The 24,341-nt window shown below is 55.6% G+C and carries 26 protein-coding genes; 9 read left to right on the forward strand and 17 right to left on the reverse strand.

Annotated elements, in window-relative coordinates; all coding sequences use genetic code 11:
* Nucleotides 1–40 precede the first annotated feature (40 nt).
* The gene (gene tsaD, locus AC5TBW_RS14080; RefSeq protein WP_495509162.1) at nucleotides 41–1,096 is read left to right on the forward strand and encodes a tRNA (adenosine(37)-N6)-threonylcarbamoyltransferase complex transferase subunit TsaD; all 1,056 of its coding nucleotides are present in this window, start codon (nucleotides 41–43) and stop codon (nucleotides 1,094–1,096) included.
* Between the two features lie 23 nt (nucleotides 1,097–1,119).
* Here tsaD and plsY read toward each other — a convergent pair whose 3' ends face one another.
* Nucleotides 1,120–1,692 carry a glycerol-3-phosphate 1-O-acyltransferase PlsY gene (plsY, locus tag AC5TBW_RS14085; protein WP_495509163.1) on the reverse strand — a complete coding sequence of 191 codons (573 nt, stop codon included), beginning with the start codon at nucleotides 1,690–1,692 and terminating at the stop codon, nucleotides 1,120–1,122.
* Between the two features lie 103 nt (nucleotides 1,693–1,795).
* On the opposite strand from plsY, the gene folB reads away from it, so the two are divergent.
* Nucleotides 1,796–2,176: a dihydroneopterin aldolase gene (gene folB, locus AC5TBW_RS14090; protein ID WP_495509164.1), complete on the forward strand. Its 381-nt coding sequence runs from the start codon at nucleotides 1,796–1,798 to the stop codon at nucleotides 2,174–2,176.
* Nucleotides 2,173–2,721: a 2-amino-4-hydroxy-6-hydroxymethyldihydropteridine diphosphokinase gene (folK, locus tag AC5TBW_RS14095; protein ID WP_495509165.1), complete on the forward strand. Its 549-nt coding sequence runs from the start codon at nucleotides 2,173–2,175 to the stop codon at nucleotides 2,719–2,721. Before folB ends, folK begins: the two co-directional genes overlap by 4 nt.
* 4 nt (nucleotides 2,722–2,725) lie before the next feature.
* Here folK and AC5TBW_RS14100 read toward each other — a convergent pair whose 3' ends face one another.
* Entirely contained in the window at nucleotides 2,726–3,877 is a 1,152-nt protein-coding gene (locus AC5TBW_RS14100; RefSeq protein ID WP_495509166.1) for a tRNA nucleotidyltransferase/poly(A) polymerase-related protein, read from the reverse strand.
* A gap of 19 nt (nucleotides 3,878–3,896) precedes the next feature.
* Complete coding sequence (locus AC5TBW_RS14105; RefSeq protein WP_495509167.1) at nucleotides 3,897–4,715, reverse strand: symmetrical bis(5'-nucleosyl)-tetraphosphatase; 819 nt, start codon at nucleotides 4,713–4,715, stop codon at nucleotides 3,897–3,899.
* Nucleotides 4,716–4,935: 220 nt separating this feature from the next.
* On the opposite strand from AC5TBW_RS14105, the gene AC5TBW_RS14110 reads away from it, so the two are divergent.
* Both AC5TBW_RS14110 and AC5TBW_RS14115 read left to right on the forward strand, forming a co-directional pair.
* Nucleotides 4,936–5,112, forward strand: a complete 177-nt coding sequence (locus AC5TBW_RS14110) for a hypothetical protein (protein ID WP_495509168.1) — start codon at nucleotides 4,936–4,938, stop codon at nucleotides 5,110–5,112.
* Nucleotides 5,112–6,560, forward strand: coding sequence for an FAD-dependent oxidoreductase (locus tag AC5TBW_RS14115; protein WP_495509169.1), 1,449 nt, complete (start codon nucleotides 5,112–5,114; stop codon nucleotides 6,558–6,560). The genes AC5TBW_RS14110 and AC5TBW_RS14115 overlap by 1 nt, the downstream gene beginning before the upstream one ends.
* Here AC5TBW_RS14115 and apaG read toward each other — a convergent pair.
* The 5 genes from apaG to AC5TBW_RS14140 form a co-directional block, all read right to left on the reverse strand.
* Nucleotides 6,557–6,934, reverse strand: a complete 378-nt coding sequence (gene apaG, locus AC5TBW_RS14120) for a Co2+/Mg2+ efflux facilitator ApaG/CorD (protein WP_495509170.1) — start codon at nucleotides 6,932–6,934, stop codon at nucleotides 6,557–6,559. The two genes, AC5TBW_RS14115 and apaG, sit on opposite strands and share 4 nt — an antisense overlap.
* A complete protein-coding gene (rsmA, locus tag AC5TBW_RS14125; RefSeq protein WP_495509171.1) occupies nucleotides 6,931–7,758 on the reverse strand; it encodes a 16S rRNA (adenine(1518)-N(6)/adenine(1519)-N(6))-dimethyltransferase RsmA in 828 nt (275 codons plus the stop codon). The genes apaG and rsmA overlap by 4 nt, the downstream gene beginning before the upstream one ends.
* A 95-nt stretch (nucleotides 7,759–7,853) precedes the next feature.
* Nucleotides 7,854–8,924 carry a 4-hydroxythreonine-4-phosphate dehydrogenase PdxA gene (pdxA, locus tag AC5TBW_RS14130; RefSeq protein ID WP_495509172.1) on the reverse strand — a complete coding sequence of 357 codons (1,071 nt, stop codon included), beginning with the start codon at nucleotides 8,922–8,924 and terminating at the stop codon, nucleotides 7,854–7,856.
* Complete coding sequence (locus tag AC5TBW_RS14135) at nucleotides 8,924–9,949, reverse strand: peptidylprolyl isomerase (RefSeq protein ID WP_495509173.1); 1,026 nt, start codon at nucleotides 9,947–9,949, stop codon at nucleotides 8,924–8,926. The genes pdxA and AC5TBW_RS14135 overlap by 1 nt, the downstream gene beginning before the upstream one ends.
* Nucleotides 9,950–9,988: 39 nt before the next feature.
* A complete protein-coding gene (locus AC5TBW_RS14140) occupies nucleotides 9,989–12,439 on the reverse strand; it encodes an LPS-assembly protein LptD (RefSeq protein WP_495509174.1) in 2,451 nt (816 codons plus the stop codon).
* 70 nt (nucleotides 12,440–12,509) lie between these two features.
* On the opposite strand from AC5TBW_RS14140, the gene AC5TBW_RS14145 reads away from it, so the two are divergent.
* The 4 genes from AC5TBW_RS14145 (at nucleotide 12,510) to speD (ending at nucleotide 15,791) form a co-directional block, all read left to right on the forward strand.
* Nucleotides 12,510–13,520 (forward strand): aminoglycoside phosphotransferase family protein, encoded by a 1,011-nt coding sequence (locus tag AC5TBW_RS14145; RefSeq protein WP_495509175.1) that lies wholly within the window; start codon nucleotides 12,510–12,512, stop codon nucleotides 13,518–13,520.
* The gene (gene murU, locus AC5TBW_RS14150) at nucleotides 13,517–14,182 is read left to right on the forward strand and encodes an N-acetylmuramate alpha-1-phosphate uridylyltransferase MurU (protein ID WP_495509176.1); all 666 of its coding nucleotides are present in this window, start codon (nucleotides 13,517–13,519) and stop codon (nucleotides 14,180–14,182) included. Before AC5TBW_RS14145 ends, murU begins: the two co-directional genes overlap by 4 nt.
* Before the next feature lie 135 nt (nucleotides 14,183–14,317).
* Nucleotides 14,318–14,737: an OsmC family protein gene (locus AC5TBW_RS14155; RefSeq protein ID WP_495509177.1), complete on the forward strand. Its 420-nt coding sequence runs from the start codon at nucleotides 14,318–14,320 to the stop codon at nucleotides 14,735–14,737.
* A gap of 259 nt (nucleotides 14,738–14,996) precedes the next feature.
* Entirely contained in the window at nucleotides 14,997–15,791 is a 795-nt protein-coding gene (gene speD, locus AC5TBW_RS14160; RefSeq protein WP_240717244.1) for an adenosylmethionine decarboxylase, read from the forward strand.
* A gap of 63 nt (nucleotides 15,792–15,854) precedes the next feature.
* Here speD and lpxL read toward each other — a convergent pair whose 3' ends face one another.
* From lpxL to ispF, 9 genes are all read right to left on the reverse strand, one after another.
* Nucleotides 15,855–16,769, reverse strand: coding sequence for an LpxL/LpxP family Kdo(2)-lipid IV(A) lauroyl/palmitoleoyl acyltransferase (lpxL, locus tag AC5TBW_RS14165; RefSeq protein ID WP_495509178.1), 915 nt, complete (start codon nucleotides 16,767–16,769; stop codon nucleotides 15,855–15,857).
* A gap of 12 nt (nucleotides 16,770–16,781) precedes the next feature.
* Nucleotides 16,782–17,882, reverse strand: a complete 1,101-nt coding sequence (alr, locus tag AC5TBW_RS14170; protein WP_495509179.1) for an alanine racemase — start codon at nucleotides 17,880–17,882, stop codon at nucleotides 16,782–16,784.
* Between the two features lie 149 nt (nucleotides 17,883–18,031).
* Nucleotides 18,032–19,006 (reverse strand): RNA polymerase sigma factor RpoS, encoded by a 975-nt coding sequence (gene rpoS / locus AC5TBW_RS14175; protein WP_495509180.1) that lies wholly within the window; start codon nucleotides 19,004–19,006, stop codon nucleotides 18,032–18,034.
* 166 nt (nucleotides 19,007–19,172) lie between these two features.
* Nucleotides 19,173–20,225, reverse strand: coding sequence for a peptidoglycan DD-metalloendopeptidase family protein (locus tag AC5TBW_RS14180; RefSeq protein WP_495509181.1), 1,053 nt, complete (start codon nucleotides 20,223–20,225; stop codon nucleotides 19,173–19,175).
* Nucleotides 20,226–20,232: 7 nt separating this feature from the next.
* Nucleotides 20,233–21,192, reverse strand: a complete 960-nt coding sequence (locus tag AC5TBW_RS14185; RefSeq protein WP_495509182.1) for a DUF368 domain-containing protein — start codon at nucleotides 21,190–21,192, stop codon at nucleotides 20,233–20,235.
* Nucleotides 21,189–21,866 carry a protein-L-isoaspartate(D-aspartate) O-methyltransferase gene (locus tag AC5TBW_RS14190; RefSeq protein ID WP_495509183.1) on the reverse strand — a complete coding sequence of 226 codons (678 nt, stop codon included), beginning with the start codon at nucleotides 21,864–21,866 and terminating at the stop codon, nucleotides 21,189–21,191. The genes AC5TBW_RS14185 and AC5TBW_RS14190 overlap by 4 nt, the downstream gene beginning before the upstream one ends.
* A complete protein-coding gene (gene surE, locus AC5TBW_RS14195) occupies nucleotides 21,853–22,599 on the reverse strand; it encodes a 5'/3'-nucleotidase SurE (protein WP_495509184.1) in 747 nt (248 codons plus the stop codon). Before surE ends, AC5TBW_RS14190 begins: the two co-directional genes overlap by 14 nt.
* A gap of 213 nt (nucleotides 22,600–22,812) precedes the next feature.
* Nucleotides 22,813–23,844, reverse strand: coding sequence for a tRNA pseudouridine(13) synthase TruD (truD, locus tag AC5TBW_RS14200; protein ID WP_495509185.1), 1,032 nt, complete (start codon nucleotides 23,842–23,844; stop codon nucleotides 22,813–22,815).
* Nucleotides 23,837–24,325, reverse strand: a complete 489-nt coding sequence (ispF, locus tag AC5TBW_RS14205) for a 2-C-methyl-D-erythritol 2,4-cyclodiphosphate synthase (protein ID WP_495509186.1) — start codon at nucleotides 24,323–24,325, stop codon at nucleotides 23,837–23,839. The genes truD and ispF overlap by 8 nt, the downstream gene beginning before the upstream one ends.
* Nucleotides 24,326–24,341 lie beyond the last annotated feature (16 nt).

The following is a 24,341-nucleotide window of genomic DNA, read 5'->3' on the forward strand; positions in this document are numbered from 1 at the left end:
CTTTTAAGTCCTTTGAATATTTTTTGAGAGTCCCTTTTTTATGCGTGTTTTGGGCATTGAAACATCCTGCGATGAAACGGGCGTCGCGCTTTACGACACGGCGCTAACCGGCGGCAAGGGTCTGCTTGCAGACGCGCTCTACAGCCAAATCGCCATGCATGCCGAATTTGGCGGCGTGGTGCCCGAACTCGCTTCCCGCGACCACACTCGCAAATTGCTGCCGCTGATTGAGCAAGTGCTAAGCGACGCCAAGCTGACGCGTCGCGACCTGGACGGCATTACCTACACAGCGGGACCTGGATTAGTGGGAGCCCTGATGGTAGGTGCCAGCACGGCCCATGGCATGGCCCGTGCACTCAACATCCCCGTGCTCGGCGTGCATCATATGGAAGGCCATTTGCTGGCACCGATGCTGGAAGACGAGCCCCCCGAGTTCCCTTTCGTGGCGCTGCTGGTATCCGGCGGCCATACCCAGCTCGTCGAAGTACAGGGGCTAGGGCGCTATCAACTGCTCGGCGAATCAGTGGATGACGCCGCTGGTGAAGCGTTTGATAAAGCCGCCAAGATGCTAGGACTGGCCTACCCAGGCGGGCCTGAGGTCGCCAAACTAGCGGAACTGGGTAATCCCAAGCGTTTTCGTTTCCCGCGCCCCATGACCGACCGGCCCGGGCTCGACTTCAGCTTTTCAGGCTTAAAAACCCACACAATGACGGCTATTCGTCAGCTAGACGCAGCAGGTGACCTCAATGCACAGGCTCGCGCCGATGTAGCCCGCGCCTTTGAAGAAGCCGTCGTCGATACGCTGGTGATTAAGTGCCGTCGAGCTCTGGATCAAACCGGTTTGAAGCGTTTAGTGGTGGCGGGTGGGGTTAGCGCCAATCATCGCCTGCGTGAACGACTGCACACTGAGTGTGAAAAACGCCAAGCTCGCGCCTACTACCCACGCGGGCGTTTCTGTACCGACAATGGCGCCATGATTGCCTATGTAGGCGCTCAACGCCTGGCAGCGGGCGAGTGCGATACCCCTGGCATGATGCAGGCAACGCCCCGCTGGCCGCTGGATAGACTGACACCTCCAACTGCCTCTGAAAGCTAATAGCACTCTTAACCTAGTGCGCCTTATGAGCCGCGAAACGGCGGCTCTTCTCCGCGGCGAAGGCGGCGAATATTGAGCCCATGGCGAGTCAGCACCAGCAGGCTAAACACGGCTACTACCATAAAATATTCAGGCGCTAACCAAGCGCATAACAACGGCGCGGCCAAGGCACTCACAAGCGAAGCCATTGCCGCCGTCTTTAAGCGCCACGCCAGCAGCGCCCAAATCACAGCACTCAATAGCGCTACGTTGGGCACCAATATTAGCAGCACCCCAAACGCACTGGCGACTGCCTTGCCGCCACGAAAGCCATGCCATAGTGGGAAGCTGTGACCAAACAGCACCGCCAACCCAACCAGGCCCTGCAGCCACACAGGGCAGCTCATCAGCTTGGCACCCATGACGGCGGGCATTCCTTTTAAGGCGTCCAGCAACAGGGTAAATGTCGCCAAGCGGGCGCCATAAAGGCGCAGCACGTTGGAGAAACCTGGATTAAACGAACCATACCTGCGTGGATCCCCCAGGCCAGCCAAACGGCATACGGTCAACGCTGCCAGCCAACTGCCGCTAAAATACCCCACCACTATCCATACCATGGCTGTATGCTCGCTTTGTAGACCGTCTCAATAGCCCGGCTCGCTGTCGTTTAACTCCATCCTAACGTACAATCGCCCGCTTGTTGCAGCAGGGGGACGGCAAATGGACCGCATTTTGATTGAAGCGTTAAGCGTCGACACCGTGATAGGTGTCTACGATTGGGAGCGTTCGATTCAACAATCTCTGAGCTTAGACTTGGCGCTAGCGACCGATATTCGCTCAGCGGCAGCCACCGATGATTTACGCCTCACGCTGGATTACGCCGCTATCTGCCAGCGCATTCAGCAGTTTGCCGATGAACATCAATTTGCCCTGGTTGAAACCTTCGCTGAGCGGCTAGCCGAGTGTCTGCGCTTAGAATTCCCCATTAGCTGGATGCGCCTGACAGTGCGCAAACCGGGTGCGGTACCCAAGGCTGCAAGCGTGGGCCTAGAAATCACCCGCGGTACCCTACCGGAGGCAATGCAGGAGCCCAGCGCATGAATTTGGTAACGGTTAGCTTAGGCAGCAACATTCATCCAGCCCAGCATATCCGCTGCGGTCTCGATGCGCTCGCCGACACTTTCGGCCACCTGCAAATATCTCGCGTGTTTGAAAGCGAGCCGGTCGGCTTCACCGATAGCCGCAATTTCTATAACTTAGTGGTGGCCTTTCACAGCGACAAGACACCTGGCGAGCTTCAAGCGTGGAGTAAGCAGCTGGAAATAGCGTATGGCCGACTTCCCGAGACTGCCAAATTTAGTCCTCGCGCCCTGGATATCGACTTGCTTACCGTGGGCAGCGTCTGCGGAACCGTAGACGATGTGACCTTGCCACGCAGCGAAATAACCCATAATGCCTTTGTATTGCAGCCGCTGGCTGAACTACTTCCCGACCAGCGCCATCCCTGCTGTGACACGCCCTATGCCATACTATGGAGCGCCTTCGAGCTAGGCAGCCAGCGTCTCTGGGCGGTGGATTTCAACTGGCGCGGCCGCTGGATATCTCAGACTGATGAACCGCTTCTGCTGGCGACGGCACGCCGATAAATCGCTATTGTAGCGCAGACACCACGGCTTGCCTGCGCCGCTCACGCAGCGCCTCTCCCAACGCTGCCCCTTGAAACCCTTCAGCTATCAGTGCCTGAGGGCTAACCTTCCGAGCCGCTTGCCAGGCACTTTCGAGCTGACTAACCCGCTCAGGCGCCAGCACCTTGACTAACGCCAGCTGCTCCTCGACCTGCTCAGGCTTACGCCAACCATCCAAACGCTCCAGCCAACGCATCACGCTGGCCCCATCTAATGTGGTGGCAAGCGGCGCATGGTTTAGTAGCGAAGAGGTGAGCGCAGTATGGCGAGCTAGTTGGGCAACGGCATTGGGCAGTTTGAGCCGTTCTGACAAGGCATCACGTTGTTCAGGGATTAGCGGCGACACCAACAGCGCGTAGCGCCAGTGTGCCAATGCGAGCGTGCTGCTATTAGGTACTTGAGCCATCGCCGTTAAGCCCTTCACTAACGCTTCGCCCACCAACTCTGGCCACCACGCGCTGAGTGCGTCGCAACGTTCAAGGGTGGTGAAATAGACCTCTGGACAGGGCTCGCCCAGCGCTTTTTCGGTTTCGACCCATACCCGCTCGGCGGCCAAATGCTCAAGTTCACCGCTCTGGCTGACTTGGCGCATTAATGCCAGGGTTTCTGGAGCAATACTAAAACCCAACGACGCATAGCGGGCCAGAAAGCGAGCCGTACGCAAAACCCGCAGCGGATCCTCGCTAAAGGCGGATGAGATATGCCGCAGTACACGCTGTTCAATATCACCCAGCCCATTAAACGGATCGGTTAAGGCACCCTCGGCGCTTTCGGCAATGGCATTGATCGTCAAATCACGACGCAGCAGATCCTCCTCCAACGTCACATCAGGGCTTGCGTGTACTTCAAATCCTGTATAGCCGTGGCCAGACTTACGTTCAGTACGAGCAAGGGCGTACTCCTCCGCTGTATCTGGGTGCAAAAAAACGGGAAAGTCGCGGCCGACAGACTTAAACCCGCGCTTGCGCATAGCCTCAGGTGTCGCACCCACCACGACCCAATCATTATCGTAAACCGGCCAACCGAGCAAAGCGTCACGCACCGCGCCTCCTACACGATAAACCTGAAGGCCAGCTAGGCGAGGGTCAGCACGTTTTGTCGTTACACTGTTTTCCATTAAGTCCTCTATCATTTCCCTACTGGTTTTCACGCTGCTGGCTGGCCACACTGGTTCGCTCGCCGCTATTCAGGTCTAGCGCGGTTAGCCGCCCACCCCAAACGCAGCCCGTATCCAGCGCTTCCACAGCCATTCGAGCCTGTGGGGTTTTACCCTCTAGTGCCGCCCAATGGCCAAATAGCAGTTTGGCATCATCGTTACGCGGATATTGAAACCAAGGCAAAAAGCCACTTGGGGCGCTTTCCAAGCCCTCTTTCGCGGCAAAATCCAAACGCCCTTCGGCATCAATAAAGCGCATCCTAGTCAATACATTAACAATCAGGCGCAACCGATCCATACCGACTAAATCGTCGCGCCAGCGATCTGGCTGATTGCCAAATAGACGGGTTAAAAACGCCCCTGATGCTTCACTGGCAAGCGCCGCCTGCACTTCACGCCCCAACGACTCGGCTTGGGTTACGCTCCATTGGGGAAGCAGCCCGGCGTGCGTCATTAGCGTCCCGTTTTCAGATACACTGAGCGGCTGGCTCTGTAACCAGTCCAACAGCAATTCGCGGTCAGGGGCGTCAAGAATCTCGCTCAACGTATCGTTTTTTTTCAGTTTGCCGCCACCACGCGCTACCACCAGCAAATGAAAATCGTGATTACCCAACACGGTACGCGCAGCGCTGCCCAATGCGTGCACTTCTCTCAAGCAGGCTAAAGATCCCGGCCCACGATTAATCAAATCGCCCACCAGCCAAAGCGTATCCCGCGCGGGGTTGAACCTTAGCTTTTCAAGAAGGGCTACAAATTCGGTGTGGCAACCGTGTAAATCGCCGACTGCATAGGTACTCATGCGCGTGGCCTTTTAATGAGATGAGTGGGCTGAATACTATCACCTCACTTACCTACCCTGCTTACCGTCCGCTGCTTATCTTATGATTAATACTGGTGAAAATGGCTAACCTAGATCACTATAAAAGTGTGCTTTGGCACTTAAGACACTCGTTAATCAGCAAGTCGCCTCTCGTAAGCATGACCACCTCGCGACTACCGTTAAGGAAAACGATACACACATGACGATGGACCCTACCCGACGCGGATTACTGCGGGTCGTTACCCTTGCAGGCATCAGCGCAGCACTGCTTCCCGGCACCACGCTACTCCCAATCGCCGGGGCGTCTCCTAAACCACCTCCGCTTACCTCGCCCGTCATGGTGAAAGGCTGGCTACTTAACGCTAGTGACCGCTGATGTATATTGATTTTAAAGATATCAGTGAACACAACGACGCTATCGACGTATGCATCATTGGCGCTGGAGCGGCGGGCATTTCAATGGCCGTTACGCTAGCGGAGCGGGGGCACCGTGTGCTGCTTTGCGAAGGTGGCGATGCCGACTACAGCGAACGCTCTCAGCAGTGCTATAGAGGCGATGTCGTCGGCGACCCCTACATTCCTCTTTATGGCGCTCGACTGCGCTATTTAGGGGGATCTACAAATCACTGGGGCGGCGTTTGCCGACCGCTGGATCGCTACGATTTTTTAGCCAAGGCAGCCGCCAGCGAGACAGCTTGGCCAATTGAGCGTGGAGCGCTATCATCCTACTATCGCGCTGCCGCCAAGTTACTCGACTTAGCAGCGACCCCCGCTGACCAGCCCATCGCCGAAGCGGGATTAAAGCGCATCTATTTTTCATTGGGCAATCCGACACGCATGAAAGATAAGTACGCTACGACGCTGCGCGAATCCACCACGCTTGAATGCTGCCTTACGGCCAATCTGGCGGCACTGGAGACCCAGGATGGCAAGGTCACTAGCGCCACGTTTAAAAATTACCAAGGTGACTATCGCCTGGTACGCGCACGCTATTTTGTACTGGCCTGCGGCGGTATAGAAAACTCACGTTTGCTGCTGTGGTGTAACCAACAGACCCAAGGCCAATTGATACCTCAGCACGCCACTCTGGGCCGCTACTGGATGGAGCACCCTCACGCCACGGTGGGCAAAGCGCTGCTTTTTGAACCTGCAGCTCTGGGCATGGACGAAGAGTACAATATATTTCTGTCTCCCACTGCTGACGCCCTCGATTCGCGCCAAATACTCAACTGCGGGCTGCGATTACACCGTATGAACGCTGAAGCCACTCAGGAGCTGATTGATGAGCTCGCCGTTCAAGCGCCAGCGTTAGTCGGACGGCTGCAGGTATGGCAAGCACAGGGTAGGGTAATCCACGGCGCGGTGCTAAGAGCTGCATGGGAACAAGAACCGCGCTTTGAGAACCGCATCGAACTCAGTGAAGAGCTGGATAAACTGGGCGTACCGCGCAGCCGCTTGGTGTGGCAGCAGTCTGAGCTGGATCGTCGCACTATTCGTGAGAGCATGTTGCTGCTTGGGGAGTATCTGCGAGATAACGAGGTGGGAAGGCTACAAATGGCCGAATGGTTAGCCGATACACCGGTGCAACTACCTACCGAGGGTGAACTTGCCGGCCGTCACCACATGGGGGGGACGCGGATGAGCCATAATGCCGAGGACGGCATCGTTAACCCTGATTGTCGTCTGTTTGCCCAAGACAACGTTTTCGTGGCAGGTTCCAGCGTTTTTGCCAGCGCGGGGCATGCCAACCCCACGCTCACAATAGTCCAGCTGGCCCTGCGGCTTTGCGACCACCTTGAAAGCAAGCTACAGCAAAACATCTAATGAAGTTGGAGCGGTACGGCCAACCTAAAGGGTGTTATTGCCACTTCAAATGCGCGTTGAGTGGAGGTGTCTAGCAACGTATAGGCGCCTTCCATCACCCCAACAGGCGTTTGCAAAATAGCGCGGCTGGTATAGCGAAAGCTCTGGCCAGGGCCAATCAGCGGTTGCTGGCCGACAACGCCTTTACCGCGCACTTCCTGACAGTCACCGTTGCCTTGGGTGATTTTCCAGTAGCGCGCCATAAGTTGAACGCTGTGGGGGCTTTGATTATGAACCGTCACCGTGTAGCTAAACACATAGCGCGACTCAACATCGTTTGACTCATCGGCACGGTAGCTAGGCGCAACGTTAACCTCAATGGCTAAACCGCTCACGCTTGACTGCCCCGCTCGACGCTCAACTGCTCATCGGCGGTGATACGATTAGCAATCGCCACATACTCGGCCACTGTGAGCGTTTGTGGACGTCGAATGGGATCAATACCCAGCTCTTCCAAGGTATTGGCACTTACCCGACCTTTGAAGTTATTGCGCAGGGTTTTACGCCGCTGGCCAAAGGCGAGCTTAACCAACTCAAATAACAGCACCGGGTCATTCGCCGTATGGGGTAGCGCTTCATGGGGAGTTAAGCGCACGATCGCTGAGTCGACCTTGGGGCGCGGCACGAAAGCTTCTGGCGGCACGATAAACAGCTGTTCAACCTGACAGTAGTACTGCGCCATGACCGATAATCGCCCCCAATCAGGACCACCAGGCTCCGCAGCCAGACGCTCAACTACCTCTTTTTGCAGCATAAAGTGCATATCTTCTATCGCACTTCCTGCGGCCAGCAAATGAATGATCAACGGCGTGGAGATGTTATAAGGCAGGTTGCCTACCACCCGTAGCGCGGGCCCATCACCTCTCAATGCAGCAAAATCAAACTTCAGCGCGTCGCCTTCATGAATCACAAAGTCGGGGTAGTTAAAAAACTGCACCCTCAGACCTGGAATCAGATCCCGGTCGAGCTCGATCACTTCTAAATGCCCTGCGGCCTCCAGCAGCGGTTCGGTCAGCGCCCCCTGGCCAGGGCCGATTTCGACGAGACGATCCGTCGAGCGCGGGCCAACGGCGCGAACGATCCGCGAGATAATGCCTAGATCACGCAAAAAGTTCTGACCAAAGCGTTTACGAGCGCGGTGTTGGGGCACAGTAGACATCAAACGGTGTTCCTTGGAGTGCAGATTCAATCGGGAGTGTGTAGTAGCCAGTACTGTTACAACTGGTTGTCTGAACAAATCTGTGCCAGAGCAGGCTATACCTCTGCAGACAATCGCTGCGCAGCTAAACGGCGGGCAAGGGTGATAGCGACGTTTAAGCTGCCGGGGTCTGCCACGCCTTTGCCAGCCAGATCCAGCGCGGTGCCATGGTCAACTGAAGTACGCACCAGTGGCAAGCCCAGCGTAATGTTAGCAGCCTGTCCGAAGCCTGCGTATTTTAACACCGCCAGTCCCTGATCATGGTACATCGCCAGCACCGCATCGACACCTGCCAAGTGTCTTGGAGTAAATAGCGTGTCGGCGGGCAACGGCCCAAGGATATCCATTCCCTCCCCGCGCAGCACATCAAGCGCGGGAATAATGATATCCAGCTCTTCGTGCCCCAGATGACCATCTTCACCGGCGTGAGGATTCAGACCACACACTGCAATACGCGGTCTGGCAATCCCGAACTGGCGCTGCAAATCTGCGACTAGCAAGCGGCTGATTCGAATAACACGCTCATAGGTGATGGCGTCAGCGACATTACGCAGCGGTAAGTGAGTAGTCACCAGCGCCACCCGAAGATCGCCACTACCCTGCCAGCTTGGCGACGCCGCATGCAGCGCCGCATCGGTAGCAAGCATCATCACAACCTCATCAACGCCGCAGGCGTCACGCAGCCACTCGGTGTGGCCGGTAAACTCTGGATGGCCGCCTTCAATAATCACGCCCTTATGCAGCGGTGCCGTCACCATCGCGGCAGCATGGCCCGATTGGCAAGCCTTAACTGCGACCGTCAGTGTGGAGAGCACATAACTGGCATTAGCCGGATTGAGAACGCCAGGCGTCGCCGTTGCTTTGAGCGCAACAGGCCAAACTGGCAACACATTAGTGCCCGAGCCTTGAGGCTTTTCACCGGGCGAACACTCGACCACCGTAACATTAAGCCCCAGCGCTGCTGAGCGCTGGCGAAGCATATCAGGGTCGCCCACGGCGACCGTAGCAACGGGAAGGCGCCCCTGGGCCGCCAGCATAAGCGTAACGTCGGGGCCGATACCTGCCGGTTCGCCGGTGGTAATTACCACTGGCGAACCGCTATCGGGCGATGAAGAGGCCGTCACCATTAAAGACGGATATCAACAAAGGCCTGCGAGCGAATCTCTTGCTGCCAGGTCTCTAACTCTTCGTTCGCGCGACGCTGGAAGATCGCTTGGCGAACCTGCTCGCGCTGACTCTCCTGAGTAACATTCTGGCGGCGACGCTCCTCTACCTCAATCACGTGGTAGCCAAACTGAGAGCGTACCGGTTGTGATATCTGGTTAACGCCTAGGCCACGCATTGCTTCCTCAAATGCGGGCACGGTTTGCCCTGGGCGCACCCAGCCAAGTTCACCACCGTTGAGTGCGGTACCGCTGTCATCACTATATTCGCGCGCCACAGAGGCAAAATCATCACCTTGAGACAAGCGCTGGCGCACTTCTTCGGCTCGCGCACGCGCCTGATTTTCATTGCGATTAGGCGTCAACTCGATTAATACATGACGGGCACGCGTCTCTTCAATGAAGTTCTGCTCGCCGGTCTGACCCTGCTGCTGGCCTAAAAAGCGCTCGACATCTCGATCGCTGACTGAGACGCGGTTGCTAATTTGTCGCTGCTGCACCTGACGCATCAACATTTCGCGGCGAATATCTTCGCGCACGCTAGCCAGCGTCATACCGTCAGCTTCCACGGCATCAGCAAACTCGTCCAGCGTCATGCCGTTGGATTCGGCAATCGAGCGCACCTGTCCATTTAGCTCAGTATCATCAATAGTCAGGCTGGCATCTTCCGCCATCTGCAGTTGGATCTCTTCCATCACCATGCGCTCAAGCACCTGCCGCTCAAGCTGAGTACGCGGAGGCAGATTGCCCCCCTGTGCTTGCGCCTGCTGCTCGATTTGCAACATACGATCATCGAGCTCGCTGCGCATGATCACATCGTTATTGACCACGGCCACGACGCTATCCAGCGCTTGACGCTGAGTGGATTGGAAGTTCTGCGCCTGCAGCGTGAGCGGGGCCAACGCAATGCCAGTACCCACACACAGGGCGAGGAGGCTACCCGCAGAAAGCTGTGTCATTCGGCCTAGCAAGGGCTTTCTCATTTTCATAACAAACGTCTCTTTCATTAGCCATTCTATGGAAGTCAATTACAGGGCAGTCGGTCGATAGCCAGGAATGGTCTGTTCAAAATAACTGTCCGCATTCTGGCCGACGCCACCTAGGCCACGGAATACGAAACGCAAAAATAACCCACGATCATTAAAGTCATCATCAATGCGAGCAGTATCATCGTCGTCGACCCATTCGCGCCAGACTAATTGCAGGCCATAACAGCAGTTGTTCCACTGCACGCCTGCCAGTTGCTCAAGAGAGCGGTCGTTGGTTTGATCGTGAAGGTAGCGGCCGATCAAATCAATGCTGGTGCTGGCTTTCCATGCAAAAGATAAGTCCCACTCTTCGCGGTTGTAGTCGCGAAAGCCATCATCGTCTGGAAGAACGCCGGGATCGAACCCTTCGATCTCCCAACGGTAGCCAAGGTTCACTACGTGCCCTTCCGGATGGCGATAACGTACATCGACACTTGAACGTTCGGTACGTTCGCGGTGATCATCGTAGAGCCATTCGTAGCCACTGCTCCAGCGATCATTGATTTGCCAGTCAAGACGGGAAACCAGCGGTGAACGATCTCGGGTGGCCTGATAATAGCTTTCTGGATTAACGTTGGGATTATCTTCTGGCCGATCCGGCAGCGTATCGGCATCACCTTCACTGTCAATGCGGCGCTGATCGAAATAGACGCTCTGTCCGACCCCAAACGAAAGACGGTCACGGCCAGACGAATCCTCTAGTAAACGCGATAGAACACCGTAAGAGAGCCGATTGAGATCACCCACGCGGTCGGCGCCGGAAAAACGTTGGGCTGACCAGAGCTGATCCCAGGAAAAAGCGCGTTCACGGCTATCAAAGTCGGGCAGTTCGCTCTGATCAGTACGTGGCACGTAGGCATAATTGAGTCGCGGCTCCAGGGTTTGGCGATACTCGCGCCCCCCTAGGGCGAGTTCACGCTCGAAGACCAGCCCGCTGTCGACCGAGGTCAACGCAATGCTACGGCTGGGGGAGTCGCCCCGCTCCGTTGAGCGCTCACCATAATCTAGCTCGTAAGCCGTGTTCCATAGCTCGGTGCGTGGCTCCAAATACCCCCAAGGTCGTTCAAAACGCCAACCAATGGCGGGAGTCAGATGCAGTCGGCTACCGGTCGCCGCCTCACGCTCGGGAACACGACGCTCATCCACATCGCGCCAAAAATAGGTCGCGTTGGAGCGCCACTGGGTATAGAGCCCATTGTCGAACTGCCAGTTCGCGTTGGCGCTCAGGCTCGGCAGTTGATAAAAAGGCTTATCGCTATCGCTTAACGGGTCTTCCAAGCGCTGGAATCCCTGGGCGCGGGCATCTAGCTGCCAGCGCTGGCCGCGGTAATCAACCTGGGCCAAGCGCTCCATGCTGGAGCGTTTACTCTCGCCGAACTCACCGCCAAAGTCATCGAAATAGCGCCCGTCACTAGCCGCACCATAGCGTAAGTTGTAATTACTACGCTCGTTGACACGCCCAGCATGACGGGCATCCACGTACCAGCGATCATCGCCTTCAAAACGATTTTCTCCGCCGCCGGAGCCACCGTTATCGCTATTTAAATAGCCGCCTTCAACGATGCCTGCGCTCTCTTCAAACAGATAGCGATACTCACCGTTCATCAGCAACCCGTGGTCGCTCATCCAGCGTGGCGTGATAGTCGCATCGTGGTTAGCGGCGATATTCCAATAAAAGGGCTGGGCGTAATCAAAACCATCTGATGAAAAGCCTATCGACGGTGAAAGTAGCCCGGTGTGACGACGATCATCAATGGGAAAACGCAACCAGGGCCAGTAAAACACCGGGACATCTTTAACATGCAGTCGGGCATGGCGCGCGGTGCCAAAGCCTTCGGCTTGGTTTAATCGAATATCGCTGCTGACCAACTCCCAGCTATTAGCACCGGGGTCACAGGTGGTGAAACTGGCGTCTTGCAGACGATACTCGCCCTCGGCAGTCTGCTCTAACTGAGCTGCCTGGCCGCGCAGGCGCTGTTCGTAGAGCACATAATGGCTATTACCCAACGTCGCTCGGTCTTCGTTTAGCCTCAGCATCGCCTGCTCACCCCGAACCAGAGCACGTCCATCGCGTATTGCGATGTTGCCTTCAGCATCGACCTGCTCCCGGTCGGCGGGTAAAAAGACGCGCTCCGCTTCCACTTCCTCATTGCCACGGCGTAGCACTACGTCACCGCGCAGCAACGCTTCACCATTAGCGGCGTAATCAACGTTACTGGCCTCAAGGGAGAGAGTTTCCGGGTTATCTTCCGCTGGCAAGCGGTAGCTGGGCATGACATAGCGCCCCCGGCACAATTGGTTAGACGCTTCTTGCTTACCCCAGGCCTGCCAATCCAACGCTTCCGCAGACATGCTTTGACCTTGAGCCACCGCCGTAAACGAGGCGCCAGCAAGCAAACTGCCCATCAGCGTATGCGCAACCGGCAACGTGCGCGAAAATCGCTTGCCCATGTTCGTTATCCTTGGCATCCAGAATCGGTATTATACAGTCCGCATGATGCCCGACCAGCAAGGAGCTTGCATGTCCTCTTATCGGATTAACGCCCTCACCACGTGGGCTGCCCAACAAAATGGCCTTTCTGAGGCCGATATTTCACTTTCATCTGCTGTAGGAGATGCGAGTTTTCGACGCTATTTCCGTTTAACGCTACCCAACGGTACCACCCAAGTGGTTATGGATGCCCCTCCAGAACAAGAGGACTCACAACCTTTTGTGACCATCGCCCAGCGATGGCTCAGCGCCGGACTGCCGGTGCCCAGGGTACATGCCGCCAACTTGACGGATGGCTTCCTGCTGCTCGATGATCTGGGCAGCACGCCACTACAGAGCTTATTCACTGACGACGCTACCACACAGGCTTATCATGCGCAGGCACTCACGCTAATTGCCGAGCTACAAAACCGCGCTAGCCCTGACGCCTTGCCCGCTTATGATTCGGCCCTGCTTGGCCGAGAGCTCGATCTTTTCCCCGACTGGTGCCTTAACGCGTGGTTAGCATTACCACTGCCGGAAAGCTGGCGCGCCCTACGCGAAAGTCTTATTCAACAAGCCTTAGCGCAGCCGGTTGTCAGCGTGCATCGTGATTTTGATGCCATGAATCTAATGGTGCACGACCAGCGTTTGTTTATGATCGACTTCCAAGACGCGGTGGCGGGGCCGCTCAGCTATGACGTTATATCACTGTTACGCGGCCGCTACTGCCGGTTTGATAGCGAACAGTTTGCTAACTTCGTAGGTCAATTTTATGATCAGGCCCGCCGCGACGGCAGACTTTCCAGCCGCGTGGACTCAGCCACCTTCCTGGCTCAATGCCACGCCATGGCCGCCCAGCGCTCGCTAAAGGTACTGGGAATATTCTGCCGTTTAACGCTGCGTGATCAAAAAAATGGCTACCTTGAGCGATTGCCGCACTTTTTGGATCATCTGGAAGATAGCCTTTCGGTGCTCACTGAACAGGCGGAGTTCGCAGAGTGGGTCAAGCTCACCCTGCGGCCAGCCATTATGAAGCGGCTAACGGACACCCCCCGATGAAAGCAATGATTCTGGCCGCGGGGCTCGGTAAGCGTATGCGCCCACTCACCGACCACTGCCCTAAGCCGCTACTACCGGTAGCGGGTAAACCACTTATCGTCCATCACTTGGAGCGGCTTAACGAGGCTGGGGTTCATGAAGTTGTCATCAATGTCAGCTACCGTGCCGAGCAGATTATCGAGGCCCTTGGCAACGGCGATCACTACGGGCTGCGCATTCACTGGAGCCGAGAAACTGAGCCTTTGGAAACGGGCGGGGGCATTCACCAAGCGTTGTCGTTGCTTGGTGAAGATCCGTTTCTACTTATCAACGGCGACGTCTGGTGCGACACCCTCCCCGACCAGCATGCACTGCAAGGTAAGGACTTAGCTCACCTGATGCTGGTGGACAATCCAACCCATCACCCAAGCGGAGACTTTGGACTCACTGACGGGCGTGTTAATCAAACCGATACCCAGCGATTCACTTACGCGGGCATTGGCATTATTCACCCCGCGCTGCTAGCCGGGCAGCTTCCAGGTGCCTTTGCCCTGGCGCCGCTTCTGAGAGCCGCCATGGATGACCAGCGGGTAAGCGGTGAACATTACACTGGGCATTGGGTCGATGTAGGCACCCCGGAACGACTTGCTGAGCTAGAAAGTCAGTTACGACAAAGAGGCTGATCCAGATATTCAGATATAGCAACGCGTGCGTTACGAGAATCGGGGAAGATAAGAGCAACGGGGAAGAGAGGCGCGCAAGCCAAGAAATGTTATGCTGCGCGACTTACCTTTCGTCGCCTAGATGAGGAGAGCAGCGTGAAAGCACGGGTAAAATGGACAGAAGGCCGTCAATTTGTGGCGGAATCCGGTAGCGGGCACAGCGTTGTAATCGACGGGCCGCCCGACCACGGTGGCCGGAACACGGGCCCCCGCCCAATGGAAATGCTGCTAATGGGCATGGGCAGCTGCACTGCATTTGATATCTTGAATATTCTTGATAAAGCGCGCGCCGATGTCACTGACTGTGTCGCAGAGCTGGACGCCGAGCGCGCCGATGAAGTGCCGTCTGTATTTACGAAGATCCATGTCCATTTTGTGGTCACCGGGCGTGCGCTCAAAGAGAAGCAGGTTCAGCGTGCCGTTGAGCTCTCCGCTGAAAAGTACTGCAGCGCGTCTATCATGCTCGTTAATGGCGGCGTAGAGATCACTCACTCTTTTGAGATTATCGAGGCTTGAGCCGTTTTTTACGCGCCCTGCGCGTGGCACTCTCGCCTCCTCTTGCCGTTAGCCTAACCACGGCGGCAAAAAAAGTAGCTCAGTCGGATGCAACCCACCGGCTGGAAGGGCATAATACGCCCGCTTGTTTCGCCTTTAACTGCGTCGTGACTGCTCTGCTGAATCTTACAGGGTTATGCCGCAGCGATGGTGGCAACGTCTTATCGGTTCCGGCGCTGGCTCGTCGGGGTGTCTTCATCTGCCACAGGGAGGTTCGGACGTGACAGACAATCTCCGACTCCACGGGTTTAACAACCTGACCAGCTCGTTGAGCTTCAACATTTACGACATCTGTTACGCCAAAACCGAAGAGCAGCGTGCGGCTTATATCGACTATATCGATGAGCTCTACAACGCCGAACGTTTGACGCAGATTCTTAAAGACGTCACCAATATCATCGGCGCTCATGTGCTGAACATCGCCCGCCAGGACTATGAGCCCCATGGCGCAAGCGTGACGATATTGATTGCCGAACATGAGCTAGACGAGGCGGCGCCGGAGCAAATTAAACCGGGCCCCGGACCACTGCCAGAAACGGTGGTTGGGCACTTAGATAAAAGCCACGTCACGGTGCACAGCTACCCTGAATCGCACCCTGATAACGGCATTAGCACCTTCCGTCTCGATATCGATGTTTCCACCTGCGGTCATATCAGCCCGCTAAAAGCGCTGAACTACCTGATTCACAGCTTCGACTCCGATATTGTCACCATGGACTATCGGGTACGCGGCTTCACCCGTGACGTAGATGGCAAAAAGCTGTTTATCGATCACGGCATTACCTCCATTCAAGACTACCTTGCTGAAGATACCAAGCATGCGTATCAGATGATGGATGTAAACGTGTATCAGGAAAACATGTTCCACACCAAGATGCTGCTTAAAGATTTCGAGCTGGATAACTACCTGTTCGGCACATCTCGCCGTGATATTACCTTTGAAGAAGCACGTGACATTGAAAGCCGTTTGCGCAAAGAGATGCTGGAGATTTTTTACTCCCGTAATTTGGACTAACAGCCGTCTCGGAACGCCAAAAAGCCAGCAAACGCTGGCTTTTTTTATGGCGCGTATTTGTGATCAATAAACGCTTGGTTCGCCTTCAGGGCGAGTTTTAAAGCGTCGGTGTAGCCATAGGTACTGCTCGGGGTGCTTACGGATCGCCTGCTCAATAAACTGATTGACCTGGGTCGCATCAGCGACCTCATCGTTGCTCGGAAAACCTTCTAGAGCAGGCAGGCTTTCAATCGTATAGGTTGCATTATCGGGGTTGCGATGAAACATCATGGGCACGACCGGCGCACCTGTCATACGCGAAAGCTTGGCCGTCAAACGAATAGTCGCGGCCTGCTGACCAAACAGCGGCGCAAACACACTGACATCGCGACCAAAATCCTGGTCTGGCGAGTACCATACCATGCGACCCGCTTTGAGCTGACGCACTGCGCCACGCAGGTCATAACGATCAATGGCAACACCAAAATTACGCCCACGAGCGCGGGTCATAAAGCGTTCAAACAGCGGGTTGTTATGCGGGCGATAGACCGCGTCAGCAGAGAAAAATAGCGCGTGCAGGGCACCGCCTAAATCGAGCGACGAAAAGTGAACGCCGACAATGATCACGCCCTTACCCTGCGCCTCGGCGCGAGCCATGTGCTCCTCACCGATGTAAGCCACTCGGTGGCGCAGGCTTTCGCCATTGCGACACCAACCCGTGGCAGTTTCAATCAGGCCAATGCCATTGGCAATAAACGTATCTTTGACTAGCTGGCGCTGTTGTTCGGTGCTCTTTTCGGGAAAGCACAGCGCTATGTTGGCTTCTGTAATACGTCGCCGCCGTTTGGCAAAGCGCCATGCGAGCAGACCAAGCCCTTTGCCAATGGCCATTTTTAGCCGCCAGGGCAACCAGGCGGCAACATACATAGCACCGATAGCAAGCCAAGTGGGCCAGTAGCGTGGGTGGGCGAATGAGCTTGGATAACGTGATTTCGACATAGAAACAACCGTTTAAGCAGAACGCCCATGATAACGCCGCGGCGCACGGGGCAGTACCCCTGTTAAGAGCGTATAGCTGATCGTATCGCAGTAGCGGGCCACTTCATCCACCGTCAGTATCTCGCCGTTGCTGGCTTTACCCCATAGAACGACATCGCTGCCAATCGCGGCATCGGGCACGTCGGTTACATCCACCGTGAGCATGTCCATCGAGACTTTACCGGCTATCGCACAGCGCTGACCATTGACCAGCACCGGCGTGCCGTCCACCGCATGACGGTCATAGCCATCGCCATAGCCACAAGCGACCACAGCAATGCGTGAGCGCCGCGGCGCACGCCAGCGGCCGCTATAGCCAACGGGTTCGCCCTCCTCTAGCTCCCGCAGAGCAATAATTTCCGAGCGCAGGGTCATTACTGGCTGCAGTTGCTGAGTGATTTCATTGGCAACGTCCAAAGGGTCGCTACCGTAGAGCATCACACCTGGCCGGTTCCAGTCGCCGTGGGCGACCGGCCACGCCAGGGTAGCCGGTGAGTTGGCCAGACACAGCGGGGCTTCTAGCTCGTTGGCAAGCCCCTGCAGCCGGGTTAATTGCTGGTTGAAGTAGTGGTTATCGCGGGAATCGGCGCTGGCAAAATGGCTCATGAGATGGAGCGTCGCCACACTGGGGGCAGCGCTAAGCTGACGCCAAATAGAGGCTGCCTCGTCGATGGCAAAGCCCAGGCGATGCATGCCTGAGTCAACTTTTAACCATACTGGAATAGGCTGACGCGGCGTTGCTGCCAACAGTGCATCAACCTGCCACTGAGTGTGCACCACGATCCAAAAACCGTGAGTGTCCACCAGCGCTAGCTCATCAACACTGAATATGCCTTCAAGCAGTACAATAGGCTGGGTAATGCCACCCTGACGCAGGGTAAGGGCCTCTTCGATACAGGCAACAGCAAATGCGGGAGCGTCGCCCGCTAGCGCTTGAGCGCAGGCCAGTGCGCCGTGACCATACGCATCGGCCTTGATCACAGCGACTGTGCGGCTTTGTGGCGCGCAGCGGCACGCCAATTGATAGTTATGGCGCAGGGCGTCCAGGTCAATATCGGCCACAAGGGGGCGCATGGGCTTTCTCACTTACTAGTGATCGTCAATAATCGTTTATTAATAAACATTTAGCGATAAAAAGCCGAGTAAGCACCTAATAGTACTTGCCCGGCTTAGAGGTAAGGCGCGTTTATATTCGCCCGTGGTGCGCTTGCGTCTCAATGTGCTTAAGTTTCAAACAGTGCTTCCAAAGAAAGCCCCTGTTTTTCCAGCGAACGACGCAGCTTCTTGAGTGCCTCGACTTGAATCTGGCGCACCCGCTCGCGGGTTAAACCGATTTCGGCGCCCACTTCTTCAAGCGTTGCCGATTCATGGCCGCGCAAACCAAAACGGCGCACGACGACTTCACGCTGCTTTTCGCTAAGTTCATCCAGCCAGAGATCAACGTGCTCTTTAACATCGCCATCCACCAAGCGCGCTTCAGGCCCTTGAACCTCATCGTCAGCTAAAGTGTCTATCAGCGGCTTATCGCTCTCCCCCCCCATGGGGTAATCAACTGACGACACACGCTCATTCAGTCCGAGCATCTTTTTGACTACCTCAACCGGTTTGTCAAGGTGGTCGGCAATCTCTTCGGCGGTGGCTTCATGGTCAAACTTCTGGGTCAATTCACGTGCCGCACGCAGGTAAATATTGAGCTCTTTAACCACATGAATCGGCAAGCGAATCGTCCGCGTTTGGTTCATCAGCGCACGCTCGATGGTTTGACGAATCCACCAGGTCGCATAGGTCGAAAAACGAAAGCCGCGCTCAGGATCAAACTTTTCCACCGCGCGAATCAGACCCAGGTTACCCTCTTCGATCAAATCCAACAGCGTTAAGCCACGATTGAGGTAGCGACGAGCAATTTTAACGACTAACCGCAAGTTGGACTCAATCATCCGCGAACGGCCTAAAGGGTCGCCCTTACGCGCTAACCGGCCGTAGTAAACTTCCTCTTCTGGCGTTAAGAGTGGCGAAAAGCCAATTTCGTTGAGGTAGATTTGCGTTGCATCCAAGCTTTGGGTCGATTGACGATCCTCACGCCCTAGCGCTTTTTCAAAAGCATCTTCTTCACCAGTGACGTCGTCATCGGCATCATCAAGCGCTTCTTCAGCAGCATCCAGGTCAACCTCCTGTAGATCTTTCTCCAACATACTCATGGCCTTACCCCTCGATTATCACCTACCCGCCATTTAGAAAGTCAAAGGTGTGCACTCTATGACGCACACCATATTGTTATGTGACAATTGTTATATGACGCTCGAACACAGCGATTCGGGCAACTTCCAAGTGCAACGCCGGCCCCTCACTCTAGCGGTGAGTGAACTAGCGGGAAGGCAGAAAGTCCATGGGATCTTGAGGCTGGCCATCCCGGCGCACCTCAAAATGCAATCTGACATTCTCTGCATCACTATCCCCCATCGTGGCAATGACTTCGCCAGCCTCTACCACGTCATTTTCACTGACCCTTAAGCTATCATTATGTGCATACGCACTCAGAAATTGGTCGTTGTGTTTGAGAAGAATGAGATTGCCATAGCCCCTTACACCACTGCCTGCATAGACCACGATTCCAGGCCCTGCCGCTTTAACAGGTTGCCCCTTTTCACCAGTGATATCAATCCCGGCAGTGATGCTATCGCCCTGTCCAAATGCCCCGACCACGTTGCCATTAGCAGGCCATTGCCAATTGATCGTTTCAGCGGGGGTATAGGTTCGGGTAGAGCGATCAACGCTGGCATTTTGTGTCACAGGAGCAGCTTCGGCCTGTGGTTCAGGTTCTGATACTGGCTGCGGCTTTGAAGCAGGTTCAGATTGAACGACAGACTCAGGCTCGGCAGCCGCTATCACCTCAGGTTCTGGCGTCGGGGCGGTATTGCTCTCTGTAGAGCCTGCCACTTGTTCTGTAGCCTCTACAGCATCTCGCTCAGCCGTCAGGCGTTGGTTGCGCTGAATGGCTGATTCGTCGGGCAACAGCCAGTCTAACTCCTGATCATCACTCGCTACAGAGGCCGCCTGGGGATTCAGCCCGGTCGCGACGGCGCCGCTGCTGGAGTTATTAGCAACAGACTGGCTATTGGTTGCGGGCCCCGTTGAGGCACCTTCTCGCAAAGCAATGGTTTGACCAGGGCGAATCTGATAAGGCGCATCAATATTATTCATTGCCGCCAGTTGGCGGTAATCCAAATTGTGCTGCCATGCAATGCCATACAGGGTATCGCCCGCTTTAACCGTATATTGTGGGGAATTCTCTACCGCCTGGCGCGCTTGACTTAAATCACGCACCTGAGGGCTTCCACCTTGTTGGCTGGCGCAGCCAGTCATTGCTAATGCCAGCGCTGACATCATAAGTACTTTAAAACTATAATGTTTACACATATAAACCTTACTCCTTTTCAGCGCCAAGCTGGGTATCGATTGGCCGGCGATCCGCGTTCCGGTTGAGTAACACGACAATCAGTGCCCCCACGGCCATTAGTGCGACAACGCCAGCGACTTGTGCCGAGGCACCGGTCAATACGGCATAGTCAGCAGGCAACAAATAACGGTATTCCAGTGGGATCATTTGCCCTTCTGGTCCTATTTGATAGCGTAACAGCTCACGCCAAGGCCAAAGAACCGGTAACGAACCGACAATAAACCCTAGTAGCAGTTGCATGGTGGACGTATGGTGGCGTCGCAACAGCCAGGACAACAGCCTTGAGAACGCCGCTAAGCCGACCACGCAACCCATTCCAAACAGAATAATGATGCCCAAATCCAGGCTACGAATGGCGCCCATGATGGTGCCGTAGAGCCCCATTGTCAGCAATAAAAAGCTGCCTGACACTCCCGGTAACAGCATAGCGCTAATGGCGATACAACCGGCCACCATCAGGACCAATGCTTCATTGCCCAGCAGCAGCACCAGCGGCATCATGCCTGGCAGCGCCTGAGCCAACAATAGCCCGACCAGTAACGGTAGCAAATACCATATTTTCCAGCCGTTACTCGCCTGACCTACGACCAACGCAGAGGCGGCCACCAAACCAAAAAAGAACCCATCCAGCAATAGTGGATGCGCTTCCATTAACCATAGGGCTAGGTGCGCAACGCTAAACAGGCTTACTGCTACACCCGCCAATAGCGGTACTAAAAACGCAAGATTCAAATGCAGGCTTAGCGCTCGCCAACCTCTTTGACGCCATACACCAATGGCGCTGGGGCCAAACTGCTTAATTGTATTGATCAGCTCTTCATAAATACCGCTAATAAACGCAATGGTCCCTCCTGACACGCCGGGTACCGCGTCGGCGGCGCCCATCCCTGCGCCTCGTAAAAATATCCCCAAGGGTTGCCGCTTCAATCCACTACTCCTTGTAGTAAAGGTACAAAACGTACGGGCTCAAGCCGCCGTTTTTCAAAGGCACTGCCAATGCGCTTTACCTGAGTAAGCCATTGGCTGCCATCGGGGTCTTCCAACGGGGCGATTAGCACCCCGTCGTAACTCAATTGATCTAATAGCGATGCTGGCACCGTTTGAGCGCAAGCGGTTAACAAAATCACATCAAATGGGGCAATTTCGGGCCACCCATAGCCGCCGTCCGCCACCGCAAGCGTCGCGGGCGCCACTAGCCGACGTAACCGCTCTGCCGCACGCTCGTGCAGTGCACCAATGCGCTCAATGGAGTAAAGCTCTTCTACTAAACGAGACAGTATTAGAGTTTGATAGCCGGACCCCGTCCCCAGTTCCAATACTCTTCGTGGTGCCGCGCGCAACACAAGCTCTGTCATGCGCGCCACGATGAACGGCTGCGATAACGTTTGGCCGAAGCCAATCGGTAAAGCAGTATCTTCGTAAGCACGATGGGCCAACGCTTCATCTACGAACAGATGTCGTGGCTCGCTGGCCATCACCTCTAGCACGCGGGCATCGTTGATGCCTTGCTGCATAAGACGCTCGACCATACGGTCACGCGTGCGCTGGGAGGTCATGCCGCGACCACGCAGCTCGCCGGGGGAGATATCAGGCAAAAACATCCAACCATTCCTGCACATCGTTAAGGGCGGGGTGCCGAGTTAAATCTGTTTGAAGGGGCGTAATCGATACATAGCCCGCCTCAACGGCGGCAAAGTCGGTGTCATCACCGTCATCGGCGTTAGCTGCTACTGGCGCAATCCAGTAGCGCGTGCGCCCGCGAGGGTCCTGCACCGCCAGAGGTTTCTCTGCTGGCCCCCGGTAGCCCAGCCGCGTTACTTTGACGCCTTTAATGTCTTCCCAGGGTAGGTCTGGCACATTCACGTTAAGCAGCGTACGCGGCGGCAGCGAAAGCTGATCGGCAGCGCCAATTAAGGTGGCAGCCACTTTTGCGGCGGTGTCAAAGTGGCGCTCACCGCATAGCGACATAGCAATCGCCGTCATACCTAAATTGCGCCCCTCCATCGCCGCCGCGACCGTCCCTGAATAGAGCACATCGTCGCCTAGGTTACTGCCATGGTTGATGCCTGAGATCACTAAATCGGGTTTTTCATCCCACACGCCGTGAACACCTAAATAGACGCAGTCAGCTGGCGTGCCATCGACACTATAAAAGCCGTTATCCAGCGGCGTCAGCGAGAGTGGCCGTGACAAAGTAAGCGAATTACTGGCACCGCTACGGTCTCGATCAGGGGCCACTACGCGAATATTGGCATGCGCCAACAGCGCATCGTGCAGCGCACGTAAGCCTGGCGCGTGCACACCATCATCATTGGAAAGCAGCAGTCGCCGCATAGTGGGTCTCCCTGTTCTTAAACACAAACGTTATAAGCACAAGAGTCGTAAGTACAAGAGATATGGCCACAAGAGACGTGAGCGCAAAAGCATAAGCATGAAACACAGCCGCTGATATCCCTCTCTTTTACTAACTTTTCTGTATGCTGCTCTCGGTGATGACAGCTGAATCAGATCAGCTACTTTCCGCTCACTACTTTCGGTCCACCAACGTCAGTCTGCCAGCATAAGTTCACCCAGCACAGCGGTGGCAAAACTGCCCCGCGGCAGCGCGAACGAAAGCCGAACGGCAGCAGGCTCCCAAGCAAGCTGTGGTTCCAGTAGCCGCATGCGCAGTGCCCGGCGCGCCTGTTTGACCCCGCTGCGCTCAAGGCCACTGCATAGCCCAGGGTATTGCTGCAGCAAACGAGCCTCATAACCCGAAGCATCGCCCTGATCGGCTTCACCAATGCCCCAAAGCACGCCGGTGGGATGCACATCCAGCTCCGTGGCGCGGGTCTGCAACGTTGCATCAGTGGCGTCAATTCGAAACACACTTTGCGTGCCGTCTAGCATTAATGTGTCGCCCGCCAGCGGCTGAGACCAAGTGCCATCCGCAATCCGCGCACTGAGCAGTTCGTTAAACAAAAAACTGCGCGCCGTAGAGAGCATCATACCCTGACGATCATCGCGCTTGCGCCAACCTCGGTTAAGTAATGCTTCGGCACGCTGCAGGTTACGACCTTCGTGACCAAACCGCTGAGGGCCAAAATAGTTGGGCACACCATGCTGGCAAAGGGCTTCCCAACGGCTGACAAAATCGTCGCTTGTAATGGCCTCGCCGCTCAGTCGTAAAACAAAACGATTAGTGCGGTGAACGCCCCGTTTTAGCTTGCGAGGATGGCGCGCCTGATCAACAACGGTGACCCCCAGCGCATTAAGTGACTGCTCCAACTCAGGCGGCGCATCGCGCCCTGGCAAATGCACGCTCAGCCACTGACGGGTCACGGCAATACGATCTTTCATGCCGGAGTAACCAATATCCCGGGGCGTTACGCCGCAAAGCCGACTTAACGTCTTGACGACATCTAGCGTGGTTTGATTGCGCTTTTCAACTCGTAGCCACAGATGTTCACCGTGTGCCTCGGGGGTAAAATCAAGCTGCTCGTCGACCCAGAAGTCTTCCGGCTTGGCACGGTACTGGCCAGGTTGAGGAGAACCGAATTGAGCATCCAAACAGCGCTGCCATTCTGGCATGTTAATCATTGAGCGCCTCAGAGCAGTTAAGCAGCACGACGGCTTCAGCAGCAATGCCTTCACCGCGCCCGGTGAAACCTAATCGTTCGGTAGTGGTGGCTTTAACATTGACCTGACCAAGCTCGATGCCTAGGTCGACGGCAATTACTTTCCGCATTGTCTCAATATGGGGCGCCATTTTTGGCGCTTGGGCCATTAGCGTGGCATCAATATTGACTACCCCATAGCCCTGCCCCTTTATAAGCGACACGACATGGCGCAGCAGCTCACGGCTGTCGGCCCCCGCCCACGCAGAATCGGTATCGGGAAAATGATGGCCGATATCGCCCAGGGCACAGGCACCTAACAATGCGTCACTAACAGCGTGGAGCAGCACATCACCGTCAGAATGGGCGACGAAACCGTGTTCAAACGGCAGCTTAACGCCTCCGATCATTAGATGATCGCCGGGGCCGAAACGGTGTACATCGAATCCGTGGCCGATACGCATTTCTTAGCTCCTAGTG

This window comes from Vreelandella sp. ssv, from assembly GCF_059448525.1.

Excerpts from the sequence above, each read along its gene's own strand:
- tsaD (WP_495509162.1), top strand. The coding sequence starts at position 41 with ATGCGTGTTTTGGGCATTGAAACATCCTGCGATGAAACGGGCGTCGCG.
- plsY (WP_495509163.1), bottom strand. The coding sequence starts at position 1,692 with ATGGTATGGATAGTGGTGGGGTATTTTAGCGGCAGTTGGCTGGCAGCG.
- folB (WP_495509164.1), top strand. The coding sequence starts at position 1,796 with ATGGACCGCATTTTGATTGAAGCGTTAAGCGTCGACACCGTGATAGGT.
- folK (WP_495509165.1), top strand. The coding sequence starts at position 2,173 with ATGAATTTGGTAACGGTTAGCTTAGGCAGCAACATTCATCCAGCCCAG.
- AC5TBW_RS14100 (WP_495509166.1), bottom strand. The coding sequence starts at position 3,877 with ATGGAAAACAGTGTAACGACAAAACGTGCTGACCCTCGCCTAGCTGGC.
- AC5TBW_RS14105 (WP_495509167.1), bottom strand. The coding sequence starts at position 4,715 with ATGAGTACCTATGCAGTCGGCGATTTACACGGTTGCCACACCGAATTT.
- AC5TBW_RS14110 (WP_495509168.1), top strand. The coding sequence starts at position 4,936 with ATGACGATGGACCCTACCCGACGCGGATTACTGCGGGTCGTTACCCTT.
- AC5TBW_RS14115 (WP_495509169.1), top strand. The coding sequence starts at position 5,112 with ATGTATATTGATTTTAAAGATATCAGTGAACACAACGACGCTATCGAC.
- rsmA (WP_495509171.1), bottom strand. The coding sequence starts at position 7,758 with ATGTCTACTGTGCCCCAACACCGCGCTCGTAAACGCTTTGGTCAGAAC.
- pdxA (WP_495509172.1), bottom strand. The coding sequence starts at position 8,924 with ATGGTGACGGCCTCTTCATCGCCCGATAGCGGTTCGCCAGTGGTAATT.
- AC5TBW_RS14135 (WP_495509173.1), bottom strand. The coding sequence starts at position 9,949 with ATGAAAATGAGAAAGCCCTTGCTAGGCCGAATGACACAGCTTTCTGCG.
- AC5TBW_RS14140 (WP_495509174.1), bottom strand. The coding sequence starts at position 12,439 with ATGGGCAAGCGATTTTCGCGCACGTTGCCGGTTGCGCATACGCTGATG.
- AC5TBW_RS14145 (WP_495509175.1), top strand. The coding sequence starts at position 12,510 with ATGTCCTCTTATCGGATTAACGCCCTCACCACGTGGGCTGCCCAACAA.
- murU (WP_495509176.1), top strand. The coding sequence starts at position 13,517 with ATGAAAGCAATGATTCTGGCCGCGGGGCTCGGTAAGCGTATGCGCCCA.
- lpxL (WP_495509178.1), bottom strand. The coding sequence starts at position 16,769 with ATGTCGAAATCACGTTATCCAAGCTCATTCGCCCACCCACGCTACTGG.
- alr (WP_495509179.1), bottom strand. The coding sequence starts at position 17,882 with ATGCGCCCCCTTGTGGCCGATATTGACCTGGACGCCCTGCGCCATAAC.
- rpoS (WP_495509180.1), bottom strand. The coding sequence starts at position 19,006 with ATGAGTATGTTGGAGAAAGATCTACAGGAGGTTGACCTGGATGCTGCT.
- AC5TBW_RS14180 (WP_495509181.1), bottom strand. The coding sequence starts at position 20,225 with ATGTGTAAACATTATAGTTTTAAAGTACTTATGATGTCAGCGCTGGCA.
- AC5TBW_RS14190 (WP_495509183.1), bottom strand. The coding sequence starts at position 21,866 with ATGTTTTTGCCTGATATCTCCCCCGGCGAGCTGCGTGGTCGCGGCATG.
- surE (WP_495509184.1), bottom strand. The coding sequence starts at position 22,599 with ATGCGGCGACTGCTGCTTTCCAATGATGATGGTGTGCACGCGCCAGGC.
- truD (WP_495509185.1), bottom strand. The coding sequence starts at position 23,844 with ATGATTAACATGCCAGAATGGCAGCGCTGTTTGGATGCTCAATTCGGT.
- ispF (WP_495509186.1), bottom strand. The coding sequence starts at position 24,325 with ATGCGTATCGGCCACGGATTCGATGTACACCGTTTCGGCCCCGGCGAT.